Annotated in this window: 17 protein-coding genes, 1 tRNA gene and 1 pseudogene; 5 read left to right on the top strand and 14 right to left on the bottom strand. The window is 71.2% G+C overall.

Translation table 11 applies throughout. The features are described 5' to 3' along the window. Positions 1-262 precede the first annotated feature (262 nt). Positions 263-1249 carry an AraC family transcriptional regulator gene (locus ABZ840_RS32755; RefSeq protein WP_361566027.1) on the bottom strand — a complete coding sequence of 329 codons (987 nt, stop codon included), beginning with the start codon at positions 1247-1249 and terminating at the stop codon, positions 263-265. Between the two features lie 585 nt (positions 1250-1834). Here ABZ840_RS32755 and ABZ840_RS32760 point away from each other — a divergent pair. From ABZ840_RS32760 to ABZ840_RS32770, 3 genes are all read left to right on the top strand, one after another. Beyond that, entirely contained in the window at positions 1835-3055 is a 1221-nt protein-coding gene (locus ABZ840_RS32760; RefSeq protein WP_361566030.1) for a styrene monooxygenase/indole monooxygenase family protein, read from the top strand. 92 nt (positions 3056-3147) lie between these two features. After that, complete coding sequence (locus ABZ840_RS32765; protein WP_361566033.1) at positions 3148-4872, top strand: styrene monooxygenase/indole monooxygenase family protein; 1725 nt, start codon at positions 3148-3150, stop codon at positions 4870-4872. Between the two features lie 349 nt (positions 4873-5221). After that, entirely contained in the window at positions 5222-5683 is a 462-nt protein-coding gene (locus tag ABZ840_RS32770) for an acyl-CoA dehydrogenase family protein (protein ID WP_361566148.1), read from the top strand. A gap of 17 nt (positions 5684-5700) precedes the next feature. On the opposite strand, the gene ABZ840_RS32775 is transcribed toward ABZ840_RS32770, so the two are convergent. The 3 genes from ABZ840_RS32775 to ABZ840_RS32785 form a co-directional block, all read right to left on the bottom strand. Beyond that, positions 5701-6495: an alpha/beta fold hydrolase gene (locus ABZ840_RS32775; RefSeq protein WP_361566036.1), complete on the bottom strand. Its 795-nt coding sequence runs from the start codon at positions 6493-6495 to the stop codon at positions 5701-5703. Positions 6496-6630: 135 nt separating this feature from the next. Then, positions 6631-8193 carry an FMN-binding glutamate synthase family protein gene (locus ABZ840_RS32780; protein WP_361566039.1) on the bottom strand — a complete coding sequence of 521 codons (1563 nt, stop codon included), beginning with the start codon at positions 8191-8193 and terminating at the stop codon, positions 6631-6633. A 279-nt stretch (positions 8194-8472) separates the two neighbouring features. Then, a tRNA-Leu gene (locus ABZ840_RS32785) sits at positions 8473-8557 on the bottom strand. A 115-nt stretch (positions 8558-8672) separates the two neighbouring features. Between ABZ840_RS32785 and ABZ840_RS32790 the strand changes: the two genes are divergently transcribed. After that, positions 8673-8882, top strand: coding sequence for a hypothetical protein (locus tag ABZ840_RS32790; protein ID WP_361566042.1), 210 nt, complete (start codon positions 8673-8675; stop codon positions 8880-8882). Further along, positions 8879-9436 (top strand): GNAT family N-acetyltransferase, encoded by a 558-nt coding sequence (locus ABZ840_RS32795; RefSeq protein WP_361566045.1) that lies wholly within the window; start codon positions 8879-8881, stop codon positions 9434-9436. Before ABZ840_RS32790 ends, ABZ840_RS32795 begins: the two co-directional genes overlap by 4 nt. 30 nt (positions 9437-9466) lie before the next feature. Here ABZ840_RS32795 and ABZ840_RS32800 read toward each other — a convergent pair whose 3' ends face one another. From ABZ840_RS32800 to ABZ840_RS32845, 10 genes and pseudogenes are all read right to left on the bottom strand, one after another. Next, the gene (locus tag ABZ840_RS32800; RefSeq protein WP_361566048.1) at positions 9467-9850 is read right to left on the bottom strand and encodes a chorismate mutase; all 384 of its coding nucleotides are present in this window, start codon (positions 9848-9850) and stop codon (positions 9467-9469) included. Positions 9851-9993: 143 nt separating this feature from the next. Beyond that, a complete protein-coding gene (locus ABZ840_RS32805; protein WP_361566050.1) occupies positions 9994-11064 on the bottom strand; it encodes a sugar phosphate isomerase/epimerase in 1071 nt (356 codons plus the stop codon). A 20-nt stretch (positions 11065-11084) separates the two neighbouring features. After that, positions 11085-12545, bottom strand: a complete 1461-nt coding sequence (locus ABZ840_RS32810; protein WP_361566053.1) for a nucleotide pyrophosphatase/phosphodiesterase family protein — start codon at positions 12543-12545, stop codon at positions 11085-11087. Further along, complete coding sequence (gene eboE, locus ABZ840_RS32815; RefSeq protein WP_361566056.1) at positions 12542-13852, bottom strand: metabolite traffic protein EboE; 1311 nt, start codon at positions 13850-13852, stop codon at positions 12542-12544. The genes ABZ840_RS32810 and eboE overlap by 4 nt, the downstream gene beginning before the upstream one ends. A 16-nt stretch (positions 13853-13868) precedes the next feature. Continuing rightward, positions 13869-14717 (bottom strand): TatD family hydrolase, encoded by an 849-nt coding sequence (locus ABZ840_RS32820; protein WP_361566059.1) that lies wholly within the window; start codon positions 14715-14717, stop codon positions 13869-13871. 5 nt (positions 14718-14722) lie between these two features. Next, the gene (locus ABZ840_RS32825; protein ID WP_361566151.1) at positions 14723-15556 is read right to left on the bottom strand and encodes an EboA domain-containing protein; all 834 of its coding nucleotides are present in this window, start codon (positions 15554-15556) and stop codon (positions 14723-14725) included. A gap of 422 nt (positions 15557-15978) precedes the next feature. Further along, a pseudogene (locus ABZ840_RS32830) lies at positions 15979-16842 on the bottom strand (sugar phosphate isomerase/epimerase family protein); the annotation flags it as partial. After that, positions 16839-17783, bottom strand: coding sequence for an SCO3242 family prenyltransferase (locus tag ABZ840_RS32835; protein ID WP_361566153.1), 945 nt, complete (start codon positions 17781-17783; stop codon positions 16839-16841). The pseudogene ABZ840_RS32830 and the gene ABZ840_RS32835, both read right to left, overlap by 4 nt. 356 nt (positions 17784-18139) lie before the next feature. Next, positions 18140-19414, bottom strand: a complete 1275-nt coding sequence (locus ABZ840_RS32840) for an inositol-3-phosphate synthase (protein WP_361566062.1) — start codon at positions 19412-19414, stop codon at positions 18140-18142. 161 nt (positions 19415-19575) lie between these two features. After that, entirely contained in the window at positions 19576-20886 is a 1311-nt protein-coding gene (locus tag ABZ840_RS32845) for a ThuA domain-containing protein (protein WP_361566156.1), read from the bottom strand. Between the last annotated feature and the right edge of the window lie 178 nt (positions 20887-21064).

Below are 21064 nucleotides of genomic sequence, written 5' to 3' on the forward strand. Positions count from 1 at the left end.
GTCGTCACTACGGCCCCGCTGCATCCCGCCACGGCCAGGACCTCGCCCACTCGGAGGGGGCAACGCGGTCAGGTCATATGATGACCTGAGGACGCGCGATGGGTACATCGTGATGTCGGTCACATTGATGCGGGTCGGGGGCATCGCTGCGGACACGCGACGCGAGCAGTTGACCTGCCCTACGCGCTGCCGTATGCGGACTCCCCACGCAAATTCGGCTTGCTGGGTCGCCTGTCCGCCCCCACTGCGACCGTCAAGCCGCCTACGAATGCGCTCGCAGTGTTTCCGAAGGTGACTCGCCGAATTGTTGGCGGTAGGCGAGGGAGAAGCGGCCCGGGTGGTGGAAACCCCAGCGGGAGGCGACGGCGGTGACGGTTGTGGCGCCCGGGTAGGAGGCCAGGAGTTCCTTGCGTACGCGGTCCAGGCGGACCTCGCGGAGGTACGCGAGTGGTGTGGTGTCGAGGTGCCGGCGGAAGCCTTCCTGGAGGGCCCGTACGCCGACGCCGACGCATTCCGCGACGTCCGCGACCGTGAGTGGTTCCGCGGCGTGTCCCTCGATGATTTCCATGGCGCGGCGGACCGCGGGCGGTGCGACGCGCGGCTGCTCGCCGAGCAGCGCCGGTGTGTAGTTGTTGGGTTGGGCCATCAACAGCTGGGTCATGAGGAGTGACTCGAACTGCTTCATCACGAGCGGCCGGCTTGTCATGTCGCCGGGGCCCTCCGCCTCCCGGCGCATGAGGTCGACGACGTTGAGCCAGGAGCGGGAGCCCGGCGTGGTGAGGTTCATGCCGAGCGAGAAGAGGATCGGGCGGCGCACGGTGCGGCCGAGCAGACTGCCCAGGTGCGATTCCAGGGACGCCCGGTCGAACCACACGATCAGCTGCGGATTGCCGCCACCCCAGCGCATGTCCACCTTTCCGGTCGGAGAGGGGACGGAAGCGAGTTCGGGGGAGGAAATGATCTCCTCGCGGCCGCAGGCGATTTCGGCGTAACCGGCGAGCGGGATCTGGACGAGGAAGAAGCTCTCCAGGTCGCCCGGCGTGATCCGGACTTCCGTTCCGTAATCGAGGTAGTACAGGCCCGTCCGATCGAAGGACGCGCCGTGCAGCCGGGCGTCGAGCGTCGCCGAGCGCTGCACGATGCGCAGCTCATGCGGGCAGAAGGCGCGGCCGACCTCGGCTCGCGCCTCCCAAATGTCCGCTGTGTGGAACTGCTGGTGGTTTGCGAGGGGGAGCTCTTCAGCGGGCATGTGAACCTCCACCGCCGAGATACGCGACCGGGACAGCAACCCGCGTGATCCGGATAGCGAAGGTGATCTTGCCATACCAAGGTTGATCCCCGACCGCCGCGGACCCGAGAAGAAGCCAGGGAATCATTAATGCAGGGAGTGCCGGGCCGGACTGCGCTCGTCACGGGCGGAGTCACGCCCAGCGGACAGCCGGTGGCGTATGGACGGCCCGTGGCCATCGCATACGGACGGCCCGTCGCGTACGCGCTGCGCGTGCCCCGCGCGACGAGAGCCGCCGAGGCCGTACCCCCGCGCGTAGCCCCACCCTTGCGGCGCCGGATGCCGCCGCTCGCCGAGTCGGCCGGTCCCCTCTAGCCGGCCGGGTGCCCCGGGACCCTTCCCCCGGCCCTGGGCAACCCGGCTGCCCGCGGCTGCCCGCCGGACCCCCCGCCGGCGGGCAGCCGCCTTCCGTATCACCGCAGCCCCACTCCGTATCACCGCAGCCCCGCTCCGTATGACCGAAGTCCCACTCGTTGACGCCGCCACGTCAGCGAAGCGCACGACCCGAACCCCCTAACCACTCGTCCCCGCCCCGGAGGCCACCTCATGCGCAAGATCACCATCGTCGGAGCAGGCCAGGCAGGCCTCCAGCTCGGTATTGGCCTGCTCAGCCACGGTTACGACGTCACCCTCGTGTCCAACCGCACCGGGGACCAGATCCGCGAGGGCCGGGTGATGTCGAGCCAGGCCATGTTCGGCACCGCGCTGGCCCACGAGCGCAACCTCGGCCTCGACTTCTGGGGCGACGCCTGCCCGCCGATCGCCGGGCTCGGCGTGAACATCTCCGACGGCCAGGGCGGCCGGGCGCTCTCCTTCGGCGCCCGCCTCGACGCCACAGCGCGCTCGGTCGACCAGCGCGTCAAGATGCCCATCTGGCTGGGCGAGTTCGCGCGCCGCGGCGGCCGTCTGGACTTCCGCGAGGCCGGCATCGAGGACCTGGAGCGGTACGCCGCCGAGTCCGACCTGGTGATCGTCGCGGCCGGCAAGGGCGAGATCGCCGGGCTGTTCGAGCGGGACGCCCAGCGTTCTCCGTACGACGCTCCGCAGCGCGCGCTGGCCCTGGCGTACGTCACCGGCATGGCGCCGCTGCCCGACCGTCCCGGCGTCAGCTTCAACGTCATCCCCGGTGTCGGCGAGTACTTCACCATGCCCAGCCTCACCACCAGCGGCCCCTGCGACATCATGTTCTTCGAGGGCATCCCGGGCGGCCCGCTCGACTGCTTCGACGGGCTCACCCCCGACGAGCAGCTGGCGAAGTTCCAGGAGCTGCTGCGGACGTACGTCCCGTGGGAGGCCGAGCGCTGCACCGATGTCGCGCTCACCGACCAGAACGGCACCCTCGCTGGCCGCTTCGCGCCGACCGTCCGCAAGCCCGTCGCCACGCTGCCGTCGGGCGCGCAGGTGCTCGGCCTGGCCGACGTCGTCGTCCTCAACGACCCGGTCACCGGCCAGGGTTCCAACAACGCATCGAAGTGCGCGGCCGCCTACCTGGCCGCCATCCTGGACCACGGCGGGCGCCCGTACGACGCCGCGTTCATGGAGCTGGCCTTCGGCCGCTTCTGGGACAACGCGCAGTCCGCCACCGCCTGGACCAACGCGATGCTCGGCGCCCCGCCGCAGCACGTCCTGGAACTCTTCGGTGCGGCGAGCGCCAACCCCCGTGTCGCCGCGCGCTTCGTCAACGGCTTCGACGACCCGCGTGACTTCTTCCACTGGTTCATGGACCCGGCCGCCGCGAAGAACTATGCGGCGGAGGTCGGCGCCTGAACGTTCGGCAGTGTCAGCGGGGCCCCGCCCCATCAGGCTCTGACGATGCGTCAGCAACAGTACGTACGTAACGAGAGCAGGACAGCAGGACCATGAGAAGGATCGCGGTGATCGGCGCCGGGCAGGCGGGGGCCCAACTCGCACTGGGGCTCCAGGCGCACGGCTACGACGTCACCCTGGTCACCGACCGCGGCCCCGACGAGGTACGTCGCGGCCCGGTCATGTCCAGCCAGTGCATGTTCGACACCGCGCTGCAGAGCGAGCGCGGCCTCGGCCTGCACCACTGGGAGGACCGGGCCCCGGACATCACCGGCATCGCGCTCTCTCTCATCGGTCCGCACGGCACTCCGGAACTCTCCTGGCGTGCGCCGCTGGAGGGCCCCGCCCACTCCGTCGACCAGCGGGTCAAGTGCGCGGCCTGGATGGAGCAGTTCGCGGAGGGCGGCCGCGGCGAGATCGTGCTGCACGAGGCGGGCGTCAACGACCTTGAGTGGTACGCCCGTACGCACGATCTCGTCGTGGTCTCCACCGGCAAGGGCGAGCTGAGCCGCCTCTTCCCGCGCAACGCCGAACTCTCCCCGTACGACCGGCCGCGCCGCGTGCTGGCTCTGACGTACGTCACGGGAACGGCACCGCGGGAGGGGGAGGACGCCGTCCACTACCGCATGGTCCCCGGCGTCGGCGAATACTTCACCTTCCCCGCCCTCACCACCACAGGACCGTGCGACATCATGGTCTTCGAGGGCGTCCCCGGCGGCCCGATGGACTGCTGGGACGACATCCACACGCCCGAAGCCCATCTCGGCCGCTCCCTGGAGATCCTCCGCCGGTTCTTCCCGGACGAGTACGAGCGCTGCCGGCACGCACAACTCACGGACAGCGGAGGCGTGTTGCGGGGCGCGATCACTCCGACCGTCCGGCATCCCGTCGCCCGGCTCGCCTCCGGACGGCACGTGCTCGGCATGGCCGATGCCGTCGTACTCAACGACCCGATCACCGGCCAGGGGTCCAACAACGCCGCCCAGGCCGCGTCCCACTACCTCGACAGCATCCTCCGCCACGGCGCCGCCGAGTTCACCCCGCAGTGGATGCAACGCACCTTCGACAACTTCTGGCGCGGCTGGGCCCAGTGGGCCGTCGGGTGGACCAACTCCCTCCTGGCCGACCTGGCCCCCCACCACCGCGAACTCCTCTCCGCGGCGGCCGAAATCCCCTCGGTGGCCGGTGCACTCGCCGCCGGATTCGACGACCCGCGCACGCTGTACCGCTGGTGGTTCGAGGAGGGGGAGGCGCAGCGCTTCCTCGCCGAGAAACGTGCCCAGCACGCCGCTCGCTTCGACAACCGCGAGCTGCGCCGCGCGCTGGGCCAGTACGCCACCGGCGTGACCGTGGTGACGGCTCGCGCCCCCGACGGCCGCAACGTCGGCATGACCGCGAACTCCTTCACCTCCGTCTCCATGGACCCGCCCCTCGTCCTGTGGTGTCCCGGCAAAAACGCCCCGAGCCTGCCGGACTTCACCGACGCCTCGCACTTCGCCGTCCACGTACTGGCCGCCGACCAGCACCACCTCTCCCGGCAGTTCGCCACCCCGGCCGACGACAAGTTCCGCGGTATCCCCACCACCCCCGGCATCGCGGGCACCCCGCTCCTGGACGGCGCGGTCGCCCGTTTCCAATGCCGCACCGTCCAACGCATCGACGCCGGCGACCACATCATCTTCCTCGGCGAGGTCGAACAGTACGAGGCCGACGGCGGCGCTCCCCTGGTGTTCCACTCCGGGTACTACCACGTGGCGACGAAGCATCCGGATCTGTGAACGAGAGGAACGAGAGGAGCGAGAGGAACAAGAAGACAGTCGGCACCGTGCCGTGTCAGGCGCTCTCCCTGATGGCGTCACGCGATGAGGCGGCCATGGGCGGAGAGGTACCCCAGCTCCATGGCGAAGGCAGCCAGCTCGCCGGCCCCGCGGAACGCGCGTACCCACTCGGCCTGGTGGACGGCCGCGCAGATTACCGGCTTCCATACCCGGTCCGAGCGCCTCGGGGACTTCGGGCGCCTCGACGTCCGCCGAACGATCCTGAACCTCACCCTGGTCCTGGCCCTGATACGGCGAGCGTCTGAACGAGGTCACATTCGACGGGGTACGGGTACCGGTCGGCAATCGCATCGGTGACGAGAACGACGGGTGGCAGGTGGTCGGATCGGCACTCGCGGTCGAACGGCACGTCCAGTTCCCGCCGAAGCGGATTCGGCGGGAACTGCAGGACCTCCTCGACTGGGCGGAGAAAACGGGCCTGTGCCGAGATCCCGCCGTCCGCCGACGGCTCACCGACCTTGCCGTGAAAGTCACGGAGGTCGAGGCGCTGGCACTGGCCTTGCTCGGCGAGATCACCAGCGGTCAGCCATCGGCGGTCCCGGCGGCGTATCACAAACTGGCCGGCACACTGCTCACACAGGAAATCGCTCGTTCGGCCATGGAATTCGGGTCACCCGAGGCACTCGTCAAAGGCACCGATGTCGAGTTCATGCGGCGCCAGACGATCCTGGAAACGATCGGTGGCGGAACATCGGAGATGATGCGCGGCCTCATCGCACGACAGGCGTTCGGCCTCGAAAGCAAGGTCTGACCGCCGAAGGCTGAACGCTACCCCTGCGGGCTCTCCCCCGCCTGAGACGTCTTTCCTCCGGACCGTGCCCCGTTAATGTACTGATCGGCCCAGGCACTGATGATGTGGGCGGCGCGCTGTGCCTGTCCTCGTGCGGTCAGGAGGTGGTCCGCGCCTTCGAGCGAGACGAAGCTTCGCGGGTGCCGGGCCTGGCTGAAGATCTCCCCGGCGTTGTCGATATCGACGGTGTTGTCGGTGGGGGAATGCAGGACGAGCAGCGGCATGTCCAGCTCGGCGATCCGGTCGCGCAGATGGGCACGGCGGACGTCTTCGACGAAGGCGCGCTTGAGGACCAGAGTCCGCCCGCCGACGAACCACTCGTGCTCCCCTTCACCGAGCACACGATCGACGACCGCATCGTACTGTCGCTCGACATGGCTGGGGTCAGCAGGCGCCCCGATCGTGGCGACCGCGCGGACGCCGGTCGCCTCGGCCGCCGCGGCGATGGCAGCGGCGCCACCCCAGGAGTGCCCCACCAGCAGGTCCACCGGCGTACCCCGCTCCGCCATCAGAGCTGCCGCCCGGACCGTGTCCTGGACCTTGACGGTGAAGGAACCGTCCCCCCAGTCGCCGTCGGAGTCGCCGATCCCGAGGTTGTCGTAGCGCAGCATGCCGATCCCCTCGCGTGCCAGCTGCTTGCTGACGCGCGCGGCGGCCGGCGAGTCCTTGCCGAGTGTGAAGCCGTGCACAAAGAGCCCCCAGCCTCGGATCTCGCCGTCCGGGAGGTCGATCGTTCCGGCCAGTTCGGGGCCGACGACACTCTGGAATCGCACTTTTTCACTCATGTTGTGTTCACCTGGGGAGAGGGCTGTTCATGGGGACGAGGGGAGGCGAGGGCGACACCGGGCGGTTCCCCGCGCGCTCCGAGCGGTGGAACAGCGAAAGCGGTGGCCGTCGCTCTCAGTACATCAGACGGTCGGCCTCTGCCCGGTGTCCGACTTCTGCACGTCGGCCGGCTCGGTGGTGAGCAGTGCGGTGATCTCGTCGGCGAGGTGCGGGCCGAGCGTGCCCCAGCCGTCCTTGTAGCCGTACACGCCGGCCAGCGTGCGGGCTTCGTAGTCGCCGTTCATGATCTCGATGTCGGTGGCCGTGATGAGTGCCGGGTGGGCGACGCCGACGGCCGCCGATATCTTCATCAGCTCCTTGCGCAGGGTGCGCAGGTAGTCGGCGGTCCGGGTGGCCTTCGAGGCCGGGTCGATGCCGCGGGCCAGCCGCGCGTTCTGGGTGGCGACGCCGGTGGGGCACTTGTCGGTGTGGCACTTCTGCGCCTGGATGCAGCCGATCGACAGCATCGCCTCACGCGCCACGTTGATCATGTCGGCGCCCAGCGCGAAGGCGACCGCGGCGTTCTCGGGCAGGCCGAGCTTGCCGGAGGCGATGAACGTCAGGTCGTCGGTCAGCCCCCGTTCGGCGAAGACGCCGTAGACCCGCGAGAAGCCCATCCTGAAGGGCAGCGACATCGAGTCGCTGAAGGTCAGCGGCGCCGCCCCGGTGCCGCCCTCGCCGCCGTCGATGGTCACGAAGTCCACCCCGCGGTCGCCACGCGCCATCAGCGTGGCCAGTTCCTGCCAGAAGTCCATCTCGCCCACCGCGCTCTTGATCCCGACCGGCAGACCGGTCTCGGTGGCGAGGAGTTCGACGAAGTCGAGCATCGAGTCGACGTCGCTGAACGCGGTGTGCCGCGACGGGGAGGCGCAGTCCTCGCCGAGCGGGATGCCGCGGATGTCGGCGATCTCCGAGGTCACCTTCGCGCCCGGCAGCATGCCGCCAAGACCCGGCTTGGCGCCCTGGGAGAGCTTGATCTCGATCGCCTTCACCGGGGCGCCGGCGACCACGTCCTTGAGCTTGTCGAGGTTGAAGCTGCCGTCCTCGTTGCGGCAGCCGAAGTACGCCGTACCGATCTGCAGGACGAGGTCGGCGCCGTTGCGGTGGTACGGCGAGAGGCCGCCCTCCCCCGTGTTGTGCATCGCGCCTGCCAGTGCCGCCCCCTTGTTGAGTGCCGTGACCGCCGCGCCGGAGAGCGATCCGAAGCTCATCGCCGAGATGTTGACCACGCTCGCCGGCCGGAACGCCTTGGCCCGCCCTCGCGGCCCGCCCAGCACCTTGGCCGACGGCAGTGGGGCCTCCGGGTCGTGCATGTCGGGCAGCGCGCCGGCGAACGTCCGCTGCTTCAGGTACGCGTGCCCCTGCATGTGCTCGACGTCGTTGTCGGTGCCGAACCCGAAGTAGTTGTTCTCCCCCTTCGACGACGCATAGATCCAGGTGCGCTGATCACGACTGAACGGGCGCTCCTCGTCGTTGGAGGTCACGATGTACTGCCGCAGCTCCGGCCCTATCGTCTCCAGCATGTACCGCGCGTGCCCGACCACCGGGAAGTTCCGCAGCAACGAGTGCTTCTTCTGAACAAGGTCACGGGCGGCCACCAGCCCCAGTGCTGCTGCGGTGGCTACGGCTATGCTCCGGGCGCGCATGTACGTATCTCTCCTCGATGCTCGACTCCATCGCCATGCGGTGGACGTCGTCGTGCCATGGCAGGCGTTGAGCGGCGGACACAGCAAGCAACGCCAAGGTCCGTCGGAGAACGCGAAACGATAGTAGAGGTCACACAGCCACCCATGCGGCCAGGGGCAGCGACGGCAGGCCCGCACCGAGGGTGACGTTACCGGCGCGTTCAGGCGTACCGAGCGTCGACCCAACGCAAAGTGCTGGTCGGGATAACTCCCGGCCAGCACTTGGTGGTGAATCTTATGTGTCCGAGGGGGGACTTGAACCCCCACGCCCGATAAAGGGCACTAGCACCTCAAGCTAGCGCGTCTGCCATTCCGCCACCCGGACTAGGTGTCGTCGGCGCGGGGCCTTGCCCGCGGCGACATGGACAACAATACCAAGGTTTCGGAGTGGGTTTCACATCCATATCCGCGCAGGCATAAGGGTGGCTTATGACTCGGGTGTGGCGGTGACCTGGCGTGCTTCGTTCGACGTTTCCGCTGATCACAGCATGTGTGGCCGGTCTGTACGGATGGTGATCGAGAGGGTGATCAACGTGACGGTCGGCTGTGGGAGTGGCGGGGCGGCCGGGCTGTGGCTGTTTTCGCTGTTTCTGAAGAGAGTGGCGGAACGCGTGGGGGCGGCGCTTGATCACCGTACGCTCGTCGCATGACTGTGCGATCCACTGACCACGAATCGCCTCGACCGTTCCCGCCCGGTCTCACGGTGCGGCATCCGCGGCCCTCGGACCACGCGGTGCTTCAAGGAGCGCTGACCGACTGGTGGGGCGGTCAGGGGGGTGAGGCGGGGGCCCAGCAGCGGCGTCTTCTGGTGCCGCGGCTGTTCCTCCAGCACTTTGCGGGGACGAGCCTTCTTGTGGAGGAGGGCGGGGCCGCCGAGGGGGCGGCGCTGCGGGCGTTCCTCATCGGATTCTTGTCGCAGACCGACCCCGAGACGGCGTACATCCACTTCGTGGGCGTGCACCCGGAGGCGCAGCGTGGCGGCCTGGGCAGCGCGCTGTACTACCGCTTCTTCGACCTCGCCCGAGGGCACGGCCGGTCTCGCGTCCGCTCCATCACGAGCCCGGTCAACCGGAACTCGATCGCGTACCACTCCCGGATGGGCTTCCGGGTCGAGCCGGGCGACCGCGTGGAGGACGGGGTGGCGGTGCATACGGACTACGACGGGCCGGGGCTGGACCGCGTCTCCTTCGTAAGGGAGCTGTGACCGTACGCACGCCAAGCGCCGGTAGCGGTGTCAGCGGGCGCGCTCTTCCGCTTCTGCGTTCTGGGCGATCGCTTTGTGGTGTCGGACGACCTCTTCGATGATGAAGTTGAGGAACTTCTCGGCGAAGGCCGGGTCGAGTTTGGCGTCTTCTGCGAGGCGGCGGAGGCGGGCGATCTGCGTGGACTCGCGGGCCGGGTCGGCGGGCGGCAGGCTGTGCCGGGCCTTGAGTTCGCCGACCTGCTGCGTGCACTTGAAGCGCTCGGCGAGCAGGTGCACCAGCGCGGCGTCGAGGTTGTCGATACTGCCGCGCAGGTACAGCAGCCGCTCCCGCGCCGCCTCGTCCGATACGGAGGCCGCGTGGGAGCGCGGGTCTCCGCCGGCCGTGGTCGGCGTGGCGGGCGTCCACTCGCTCATGTCGTGTCGCCAATCTGGGTCGGGTAGTGCGTGATCGTGGGGCACACTACCCGGCCCGGACGAGGAGCACGTAAGGGACGGAACCGCCGTCTCACGGAGTGGCTGCCCGGAGCGGCGGCTCCCCTACCTGCACGAAGGCGGTGCTATCCACGCAGGTGAAGGAGGTGCCGCGCGGAGCGGCGGGCCGTGGTGAGGGAACCGGCGGGGTTGGCGGCCGGGTCGACGGCGTCATCACGTTCGACGAGCCAGTTGTGGCGCTGACGGCCCGGGAGGCGGTCCACGCGGCTGATGAAGCGGCGGTAGTCGATGTCGCCGTCGCCGACGTCGACCATCCGGTAGCCGTCCCGCTCGGCCTCGTCGTGCTCGCCGTCCTTGACGTGGAAGAGCGGATAGCGGGCCGGGTCGGCGAGGACGTAGTCGAGCGGCTCGAAGGGCGCCGCGGTGCCGTCCGGACGCTTGGAGAAGCGGTACTGCGCGACGTACGCCCAGTAGATGTCCATCTCCAGCTTCACGAGGCGCGGGTCGGTCTCGGCAAGAAGGACGTCATAGAGCCGCACCTTCGGGTTGTCGGTGGCGAAGGCGAACTCCTCCGCGTGATTGTGCTGGTAGAAGTACATGCCGCGGGCCCTGGCGGCCGCTCCGTAGGTGTTGAAGTCCTCGGCCGCGCGCTTCCAGCCGTCGACGGTGTTGCCGTAGCGGTCGGGGCCCGAGGCGGTGCCCACGTACGGCAGGCCGAGGGCCTCGGCGTCGTCGAGCACCTTCGTGAGGTTGGTGGCGAAGGTGTACGCGTTGGGGTCGGAAGAGTAGTAGCCGACGTGGCTGCCGATGCCCCGCAGGCCGTTGTTCCGCATGAGGCGCTTCAGCTGGGCGAGCGTGATGGCTCCGGCCGAGCCCTGTGTGTACCCGGCGAACTCGACCTCGTCGTATCCGTAGCGGGCCAGTTCCTCGAAGACTCTGGCGAAGCCCAGGGACGAGGTCTTGTCGCGGAGTGTGTAGAGCTGGATGCCGAGGCGGCCGGGCGGGACGACGGGGCGGTGGCCGCCGGCACCGGCGGGCTCGGGGCGCGCGCCGGGCTGCGCGGCCTGAGCCTGCGAGGCGCCGAGGACGGCCGCCGCGGTGGCACCGGCGGCCACGCCGAGGAATCCGCGGCGGGCGAGGGTGCGCGCGAGCTCGGGGTGGCGTGAGGTGCGCGGGTTGGGAACGTCGCTGGTCATTGCGGCTCCAAAGTCGATTGTCAGTGCCGTGCGGCAAGCTTGAGGAGCAAGGACTTCACTTCGGTCGCATCAAGGGGGGTGGTGAGCGTGCCTGCGGTGGAGCAGATCAGGACGGGCCCGTCGTCCTCGTGGTCCGGGATACGCCCGTGACTGCCGCGCACGGGCTCGGGATCGAGGGGGACGACGGCCATGCGATAGCGCATGCCGGTCTTCTTGCGGGCCAGTGCGGTGGCGGCGCGTAGCCGTACGTAGGGGTCGCGCGGGTCCATGAAGAGTTCGGCGGGGTCGTAGCCGGGCTTGCGGTGGATCTCGACCAGGCGCGCGAAGTCCGGTGCGCGCGCGTCGTCGAGCCAGTAGTAGTACGTGAACCACGCGTCGGATTCGGCGACGGCGACGAGTTCGCCGGCGCGCGGGTGATCCAGTCCGTGCTGCTTCTTGCCCTCGTCGTCGAGGAGTTCGGCGATGCCGGGCAGGTCCGCCAGGGCTTCGCGGGTCGCGTCGAGGTCTTCGGGGCGGCGTACGTAGACGTGCGCGATCTGGTGGTCCGCGACGGCGAAGGCGCGGGACGCGGTCGGGTCGAGGTATTCCATTCCGTCCTGGGTGTGCACCTCCAGCAGGCCGGCCCGGCGCAGTGCGCGGTTGATGTCGACGGGGCGGCGGGCGCGGGTGATGCCGTACTCGGACAGGGCGACGACGGTGACGCCGGCCGAGCGCGCGTCGTCGAGGAGGGGGGCGATGACGGTGTCGAGTGCGGCGGCGGCCGCGTGCGAGCGGGGGTCGTCGGGGCCGTAGCGCTGCAGGTCGTAGTCGAGGTGCGGGAGGTAGCTGAGGGTGAGATCGGGATGGCGGGTGCGCAGGATGTGGCGGGTCGCGTCGGTGATCCACCGGGAGGAGGTGAGGGAGGCCGTGGGCCCCCAGTAGGTGAAGAGGGGGAACGGCCCGAGCAGCTCGGTGAGTTCGTCGTGGAGGGCGGGCGGCCGGGTGTAGCAGTCGGGCTCCTTGCGGCCGTCGGCGTAGTAGACGGGCCGCGGTGTGACGGTCCAGTCGACGTCCGCGCCCATGGCGTACCACCAGCAGACGTTGGCGACGGTGTAGCCGGGGTGGGCGCGGCGGGCCGCGTCCCACAGCTTGTCGCCGCCGACCAGGGCGTTGTGCTGCCGCCAGAGGTGGACCTCGCCGACGTCGCGGAAGTACCAGCCGTTGCCGACGATGCCGTGCCGGGAGGGGAGCGTGCCGGTGAGGATCGTGGACTGCACGGTGCAGGTGACGGCCGGCAGGACGGTACGCAGCGGGACGTACGAGCCCTCCGTGGCCAGCGCCTTGAGGTGCGGCATGTGGTCGAGGAGGCGGGGGGTGAGGCCGACGACGTCGAGGACCAGGAGGGGCTGGGGCGGTGGCGCGGGGTCGGCCGGGGCCGCGGCGGTGTCTTCGGCTCCGTCGGGGGCGCCGGGGTCGTCGGGGTGGCTCTCGTGCGCGGTCATGGCAGTTCCTTGAGGCCGAGGTCGATCAGCAGGTCGCGGGCGAGGGAGAGCTCGGCGGCGATGCCGTCGGCGAGCCGGGCGCGGGTGCGCGGCCGGAGCTCGGGCGGCAGGGCCTGCCAGGTGTACGTCTCGACCTCCAGGTGATGCGTACGCGGCGGCGCGGCCGGGCCGACGAGACGGGCGAGCGTGTCCTGAAGCACCGGCAGCGTGGAGGTGAGGGGCGGCTGCGGCGGCGCGTGCAGCGGTACGTGGAAGTGGGCGCGCCACGGCGCTCCGGTCGGCAGGCCCGTACCGCTCCCCCGGTCACCGAGCGCCTCGTCGAGGTCGTCGGTGGCGAGCAGTGCGCCCTGCGCGGAGCGGGTGCGGGTCTGGTGCAGGAAGCGCGGTTCGGCGAAGGCACCGAGCGCTTCCAGGACGTCCGCACGCGCGGGCTCCTCGGCGTGCAGGGCGGCGGAGAGCTGAGCCTTGACGACGGGGATGCCCGCCCGGTGCAGGGCGTCCAGCGCCGGGCCGGGCTCCTCGAAGGAGGTGGCGAGATGGCAGGTGTCGACGCATACGCCGATGCGGTGGGTGGGGACGGTGGCGGCCGGTGCGGCTGGCGTGTCTGGGATACCTGAAGTGTTCGGATGGCCTGGGGTGATCGGAGTACCTGGGATACCTGGCGTGATTGCGGTGTCCGTAGTACCTGGGGTGCCGGGGGTCCCGGTCAGGGCTTCCAGGGCGTCGGCGAGGGTTTCGATGGTGCAGCCGGGCTCCGGTTCCAGGCCGACGCGGATGGAGCGGCCGGTGGTGTCCTGGAGCGCGTCCAGGCGTGCGCCGAGGGTGTGCAGTGCCTTCAGTGCGACGGTGCGCCGGTGCTCATCGAAGTCCGTGCGCCAGGCGAGCGGGAGGGTGGAGATGGTGCCTTCGGTGGCATCGTCGGGCAGCAGTGCGGTCAGCAGCCGGGCCAGGTCGGCGGTGTACTCCAGCCGGGCGGGCTCGGTCCAGTCCGGCCGGTAGACCCGGTATTTGACGTGGCTGTCGCCGAACCCTTCGTACGGGAAACCGTTCAGCGTGACGACCTCCAGGCCGCGCACGTCCAGCTCCTTGCGCAGGAGGCGGAGGGCCGCGGGGTCCGCGGTCAGTGCGCGGGCCGCGGCACGGGCCAGCCAGAGGCCGATGCCGAGCCGGTCGCGGCCGAGCCGTTTGCGCACGGGCTCGCAGTGGTCGCGCAGCTGGTCGAGGATGCCGTCCAGGGTCTCGGCCGGATGAACGTTGGTGCAGTACGCGAGGTGGACGGTCGAACCGTCGGGGTGCCGGAAGCGCATGGGTCCGCCCGCCTCCTCATTCCCCGCCGCGGAGGATGGAGTTGCCCTCGTGGAGGGCGCCGGGATCGGCGATGTCCAGGGACAGCCGCCCGCTCTGGCCGTAGAACTCGACGGGGTTCCGCCACAGCACCTGGTCCACCTCGTCGTCCGAGAATCCGGCGGCGAGCATGGCCTCGCCGACGTGGCGGGTCTTGAGCGGGTCGCTGCGGCCCCAGTCCGCCGCGGAGTTGACGAGCACCCGCTCCGTGCCGTGCACGCGGAGGATCCGCACCATCCGCTCCGGGTCCATCTTGGTGTCCGGATAGATGGAAAAGCCCAGCCAGCAGCCACTGTCAGTGGCGTCCCCTACCGTTGTCTCATTGAGGTGGTCCAGGACGACGCGAGCGGGGGGCAGGTCGGATTCGCGCAGGACGTCGAGGGTGCGTTTGAGCCCGGCGGCCTTGTCGCGGTGGGGGGTGTGGACGAGGGCCGGCAGGCCGTGGTCCACGGCGAGTTGGAGCTGAGCGGCCAGGGCGTTGTCCTCGGCCGGGGTCATCGAGTCGTAGCCGATCTCGCCGACGGCGACGACCGAGTCTTTTACGAGGTAGCGGGGCAGTGCATCGAGGACGGGGGTACAGCGGGGGTCGTTCGCCTCTTTGGGGTTGAGCGCGATGGTGCAGTGGTGGGCGATGCCGTGCTGGGCGGCCCGGAAGGGCTCCCAGCCGAGAAGGGAGTCGAAGTAGTCGAAGAAGCTCGCCGGTGAGGTCCGCGGCTGCCCCAGCCAGAAGGCCGGCTCGACGAGGGCGCGCACGCCCGCCGCGTACATGGCCTCGTAGTCGTCGGTGGTGCGGGAGGTCATGTGGATGTGCGGATCGAAGATACGCATCGGGGTTACGCCTCCTCGGAGGACGGGCCAGGGGACGGACTGCCGGACGAGCCGATGGACGGGTTGCCGGAGCGGTCGGCGGACGGGCTGACGGACGGGCTGGCCGACGAGTCGGGGGAAGTGTCGGCGGACAGGGGGGACATCTGGGTGAGAGCGAGAACGCGAGGGAGATCGTCGGGTACGGGACGGCCGGCTGAGGTGCGTTCACGGGCGTAGTCGCCGAGCATGCGGGCGAGTTCGCCGTCGCCGCGGGAGCGTTCGGCGAGACCGGCGACGGCGTCCACCGACACACCGGTGAACAGGCACTTGAGCACGGCGTGCCGCCAGGCGTGCGCATCGAGGTGCCGTGCGGCGTACGGGCCCACGGCCGCGGCGACCAGCCGCGTGTCGTTCGTCCGCAGGGCGTCCTCGATGAGCGGCAGGCCGGGGCGGCCGTCGGTACCCAACGGCAGCCGCGGCAGTGCGAGGAGCACGGCCCGGCGCTCAGCGGCCGTGCCGTGCTCGTAGAGCCGGGTGACGGTGGGGCCGTCGGCACGGGCGGTGCAGAGGATCAGCACGCGCGCGGCTTCGGTGGCCTCCGGGTCGGGGTGGCGCGACGGTTCCTCCCGTACGCACCACCGCCCGGCGGACGCGAACCGCATCTCCCACGCGGCGGGGGTGCCTGCGCCGCGGGCTTCGCCGGCGGCGGAGTGGGCGAAGGCATCGGTCGCGGCGGGGGCGTCGGTTGCAGCGGCGTGGCCGGTGGCTCCGGGCGCCGCATGGGCGGTGGCTTCGGCGAGGGCCTCGTCCAGCCAGGCGCGGGCGTCAGCATCGAGGCGGTCGCGGAGTGCCTTGGCCAGACGGGCGATCCAGGCGTCGTCGGGGGTCAGCACGGTGCACCTCCGTTGCGGGTGACGGCGGCGGTGGTCGCGGTGGCTCGGAGCGGGGCGCCTTCGGTGCGGGTGGTGGTCGCGGCAGTGGTGGCCGTGTCAGCGGTGGACGTGACTGTGGTGGGCGTGACTGTGGTGGGCGTGACTGTGGCGGGCGTGACTGTGGCGGGCGTGACTGTGGCGGGCGTGACTGTGGCGGGCGTGACTGTGGTGGGCGTGGCTGTGGTGGGCGTGGCTGTGGTGGGCGTGGTGGCCATGTCAGCCGTGGTCGCGGCAGTGGTGGCCATGTCAGCGGTGGTCGCGGCAGTGGTGGCCGTGTCAGCCGTGGGCGTGGCTGTGGTGGCCCTGGCAGCGGTGGGCGTGGCAGGGGTGATCGTGGAGAGAGCTGAGTGGAGGTAGTGGAGGGAGGTTTGGGCCTGGGTGGGGCCGGCGTGGGAGTGGCGGGGCAGCTCGACGCTCACCAGGCCCTGGTAGGCGGTGTCGCGGAGGGCGGCGAGTACCGGCGGGAAGTCGATCTCGCCGTCGCCGAAGGGGAGGTGCTCGTGGACGCCGCGGCGCATGTCCTCCAGCTGGACGTGCCGGGTCCAGGGGGCGGCGGCGCGTACGCAGTCGGCGGGCGGCAGTGGCTCCAGGCACTGGCAGTGGCCGATGTCCAGGGTCAGCCCGAGTACGTCCGGGTCGGGCTCGCCCAGCAGCGTACGGAGGTGATGGAAGCCGGCCAGGTCGGAGAGGAGGTGGCCGGGCTCAGGTTCCACGGCGAGCGGCAGGCCGGCGTCGGAGGCCGCTTCGGCGACCGGGGCCAGGGCGTCAGCCAGGCGCTGCCAGGAGTCGGTGTCCGGGCTGCCGGGATCGCGTACGCCGCTGAAGCAGTGGACGGCGGTGGCGCCGAGGTCGGCGCCGATGCGTACGGCGGTGCGCAGCAGGTCGGCGCGGGCGGCACGGGCTTCCGGGTCGGGATCGATGAGGGCGGGGTGGTGTTTGCGGCGGGGGTCGAGTACGTAACGGGCGCCGGTTTCGATGGCTACGGCGAGGTTCGTGGTCCGTAGCGCTTCGGCCACTCGCGCGGTGCGGGCGGCCAGGCCCGGGGCGACGGGGTCGAGGTGCATGTGGTCGAGGGTGAGCGCGACGCCGTCGTAGCCGAGGTCGGAGAGGAGGGCGAGGGCGTCGGTCAGGCGGAGGTCGGTGAGGCCGTTGGTTCCGTAGGCGAGACGGAGCGGTGACAGCGTTGTCGACGGCCGCGGGGGTGTCGGGGTCATGTCGGGCTGACCTTCCGTGACAGGCGACGGGCGACGGGGATGAGCGCGAGCACCGCGGCGCCGGTGACCGGCGCACCGGCTCGTGCGGCGAGGGCCGCCTGCAACGGGATCATCGCGCGGATGCCGCCGCCGACGGCCCGTTGGAGGAAGTGGGGCGAGGGGTTGAGCGTCGCGAGGAGAAGGGGGCGGGCGGCGGTGGCTGCGTAGGCGACGGCCAGGATCCGAGCCGCCACCTCGGCGGGAGCGAGAGCGGGAGCGGGAGCCGGAGTGGGAGTGGGAGGAGGGGCCGGGGTCGGGGATGCGGGGAGGCGGACGAGGGAACGGGCGCCGGCCGCGGTGTGGGCGAGGGCGGTGACGGCTGCGAGGGACAGCAGGGGCAGGGACGAGGACGAGCCCTGGGCCTCGCGGCGGGAGACCGTGGTGACGGTGAAGGTGTGCGCGCCGAGCAGAGCGGCTGAGGGGAGGGCGCGGCGAGCGACGGGGCTCGCGGGAGAGTCGGGTGCGGTGGTGGCGACGGCGCCTTGGAGGAGGTCGAGGGTGCGGGCGCAGGCCATGGCCGCGGGGCCGGCGACGGTGTTCTTGAGGTGCAGGTCGTAGGCCCAGACGGTGGCGGCCAGGGCGGTACCGGCGACCAGGGCCGGGCGGCCGGCGGCTGCCGCGCAGGCGAGGCCGGCCGCTGTGAGGCCGCCGGCCGCGGCGAGGGCCGCGCCGGGGGTGATGCGGCCGGAGGGGATGGGGCGGTGCGGGCGTTCCACGGCGTCGATGTCGCGGTCGGCCCAGTCGTTCAGGGCCATCCCTGCCTCGTACAGGAAGAGGGAGGAGAGGGTGGCCAGGGCGGTACGGGTGTTGGGGCGCAGGCCGGCGGCCGCGGCGCCGGCGAGGAGGTCGCCGGGGACGCTGGCCGGTGCGGAAATCCGGAGCAGTTCCGCCCAGGCCCGCAGCGATCCGGAGGAACGAAGGGAGCGGAATGGGTGGCGGGAGGACCGGGAGGAGAGGGCGTGGAGTGCGTGAGTGGGGAGGAGGGCGCGGAGGGCGGTTGAGCTGCGGCAGCCGCATACGGCGGGGTGGGGCGACGCGTGGTGATCGCCGGGCGCGGGGGCGGGGGATGCGAGGTCCGTAACGTTCGTAGGCCCCGGGGAACCCGCGGAGTTCACGGCAGCCAGGAAACCTGCGGAAGCCGGGGGGCTCGTACGGCGCCCGGGGCCGGTCAGGCCGACCGGGGCGTTCAGGTCGGTGGGGCGGCGGGGCGAGGGGCGGTGGGGGCGGGAGGACGGGCGGAGGAAGCGCGGGAGGGGGATCATGCGTGGGCCTCCCGGAGTCGGGTGGCGAAGGTGGTGGTGAGGGCCGTGTACTGGTCGGCCAGTGCGGCCGGGCCGCCGTCCGGGTCCTTGAAGTAGAAGCCGAGTTCGGGGAGCGGGCCGCTGAGGCCGGCAGCGTGGGCGGCGGCGACCAGGCGGGCCAGGTCGAGGACGAGCGGGGCGGCGAGGGCGGAGTCGCAGCCCTGCCAGATGGTCTGGAGGATCACCCGGCTGCCGAGGAAGCCGTCGACCGCGATGTGGTCCCAGGCCGTCTTCCAGTCGCCCAGGGCCGGGACGTTGTCGATGTGGAGGTCGCCGGGCGGGAGTTCGCCGAGGGTGTCGCGGAGTACGGCGGCCTTGCCCGCGTTCTTGGCCGCGGCGGCGGCCGGGTCGGCGAGGGCGGCGCCGTCTCCGCCGCCGAGGAGGTTCGTACCGGACCAGGCCCGTACGGTCAGTGCGCGCTGGGCCATCATCGGTGCGAGGACGGAGCGCAGCAGGGTCTGGCCGGTCTTGCCGTCCCGGCCCGCGTACGGGAGGCCGCTGCAGCGGGCCATGTCCCGGAGGAGGGGGTGGTGCAGGCCGGTGGAGGGGGTGAAGTTGACGTACGCGCAGCCCGCCCGGAGCGCGGCGAGGGCGTAGCGGGAGCTGGCGGGGAGGCGCTCGGCGGGCGACCCGGGCCTTTCACCGGCCGGCCGCCCGACGGCCCCTCCCCCGTCGACACCGCCAACGCCACCGACGCCCCCGGCCCCCGGTGCTGCCTCGGTCGACGCCACGTTGATGAGGACCACGCGGTCCAGGGCGTGTGTGCTGCGGAAGGTGCGGAGGTCCGCGGCGAAGGAGGCGATCAGCGTCTCGTCGTCGCGGGCGTCCCCCGGACCCGGGCCGCCGGGGCGGATCTCGGCGTCGGCCGCGGCGAGTTCGTTCTGTACGGAGCGGGGCAGGCCGTGGGGCAGGACGCCGCCGGCGGCCAGTTGCTCGGCGCGCTTCGGGAGCGGGCAGGAGGTGATGTCATGGCCGCCGAAGACCAGGGACTCCAGTGGCGGGAGCGGGACGTCGGCGAAGGCCGCCGACTCGGTGACCATGCCGGTCGGCTCGTGCAGGCCCGCGACGAGTGCGGCGCAGCCCGCGATGACGGTCGTGGCGACCGAGCCCCGCGCGCCGATCAGCCACACCCCGGTGCGGCCGGTCCCCGAACCCTCGGGCCCGTTCCCCGTTTTTGCCGTGCCCGTCTCGGGACCCGACGCTCCCGCGCTCGTACCCGTACCCGTACCCATGCGCCCTCCCATGTCCGTGCCCATGTGCGTGCCGTGTCCGAAACCGTGCCTGCGCCCTGGTTGGCCGTCCTGTCGCTCACCCCGTCCCTGCGGCACCCGCCTCTGCCCGCACGCTCCGCGGGCTCACCCCCGAGGCCCCCGGCCGGCCCCCACTCCCTCGATCACCGTCCGTCGGTCTTCTGGCCCAGCTGCTTGATCCGAATGTTCCGGAAGGAGACCTTGTCGTCGGGGCCGTGGTTCTGGATGCCGATGTATCCCTGGCGGAGGGAGCGCGCCGGGTCCTGGTTGGTGAAGTCGTTGATCTTGCGGCCGTTGAGATACACCTTCAGGCGTTCGCCCTGGACGCGGAGCTCGTAGGTGTTCCACTCCCCCGGCGGGTTCAGGGCCGCGTCCCTGGCCTTGGTGTCGGCGGCCTGGAAGCCGTAGACGGAGCCGGTGGTGTGGTCGGGGGTGTCCGTGGCGTCGATCTGGATCTCGTAGCCGTTGTTCACGGCGGACCAGGGGTCGTCGGAGGCCGGGAAGCCCACGTAGACGCCGGAGTTGTCGTCCCCGGACTCGCTCGCCATCTTCCAGTCGAGCTTGAGGGAGTAGCCGCGCTGTTCCTTGGCGGCGTACCAGAGCATGCCCATGCCGCCGTCGGAGGTGAGAGTTCCGTCGTCCTCGTTCAGGGTGAAGGTGCCGGGGCCCGCCTGCTTCCAGCCCTCCAGGCTCGTGCGGGTGCCGTCGAAGAGGGGGGTGTAGCCCTGCTCCGGGCGGCAGTCGGCCTGGGCGAGGCCCGTGGCGTAGCGGATGCCGCCGAGGAGGTGGGTGCGGAAGGCGGGGTCGGCGTAGGACTCCTTGGTGTGGCCCGCGCCGGTGTAGAAGGCGCGGCCGCCGCGGTACTCCTGGCACCAGGCGAAGGGGTGGTCCTCGCCCATCGAGCCGCCGGTGTACGTGGACTCGTCGAGGGTGGCGAGGACGTGGGCGCGGTCGCGCGGGTTGGTGCGGTAGTTGTACCACTCGTCGGTGCGCTCCCAGGCCGCCGGCAGGTGTGCGGTGGCGGGGTGGGCGCGGTCCTCGACGCGCAGGGTGGCGGGCTGGATCGCCGGGTGGGACTGGAAGTACGCGCCGGCCAGGCCGCCGTAGAAGGGCCAGTCGTACTCGGTGTCGGCGGCCGCGTGCACGCCGACGTAGCCGCCGCCCGCGGCGATGTACTTCTCGAACGCGGCCTGCTGAGTGGCGTCGAGGACGTCGCCGGTGGTCGACAGCCACACGACCGCGTCGTACTTGGCGAGGTTGCCGGGGGTGAAGGCGCCGGCGTCCTCGGTGGCGTCGACGGCGAAACCGTGCTGGGCGCCGAGGTCCTTGACGGTGGCGATGCCGTCGGGGATCGAGTCGTGGCGGAAGCCGGCGGTCTTGGAGAAGACCAGGACCCGGGCGTCGTCGGCCGCGCTTCCTGCTTCGGGGGACGCGGCGGCACCGGGCAGTGCCATGGTGGCGAGCAGGGTCGCGGCCGCGGCGGCGGTGATGCCGAGCCGCCGTACGGCCTGCCGTCTCGCCGTGGGCTGGTACGCGTGCATAGGGGGAGTCCTTCCTCCAGCAGCGGGGGGTGGCTGGGCAAGGGGCCTCTGGGCAGAGGTGGCCGGGCGGGGCGGACGGACCGGACGGCCC

This window comes from Streptomyces sp. NPDC047117 (assembly GCF_040643545.1).
Taxonomy (GTDB): Bacteria; Actinomycetota; Actinomycetes; order Streptomycetales; family Streptomycetaceae; genus Streptomyces.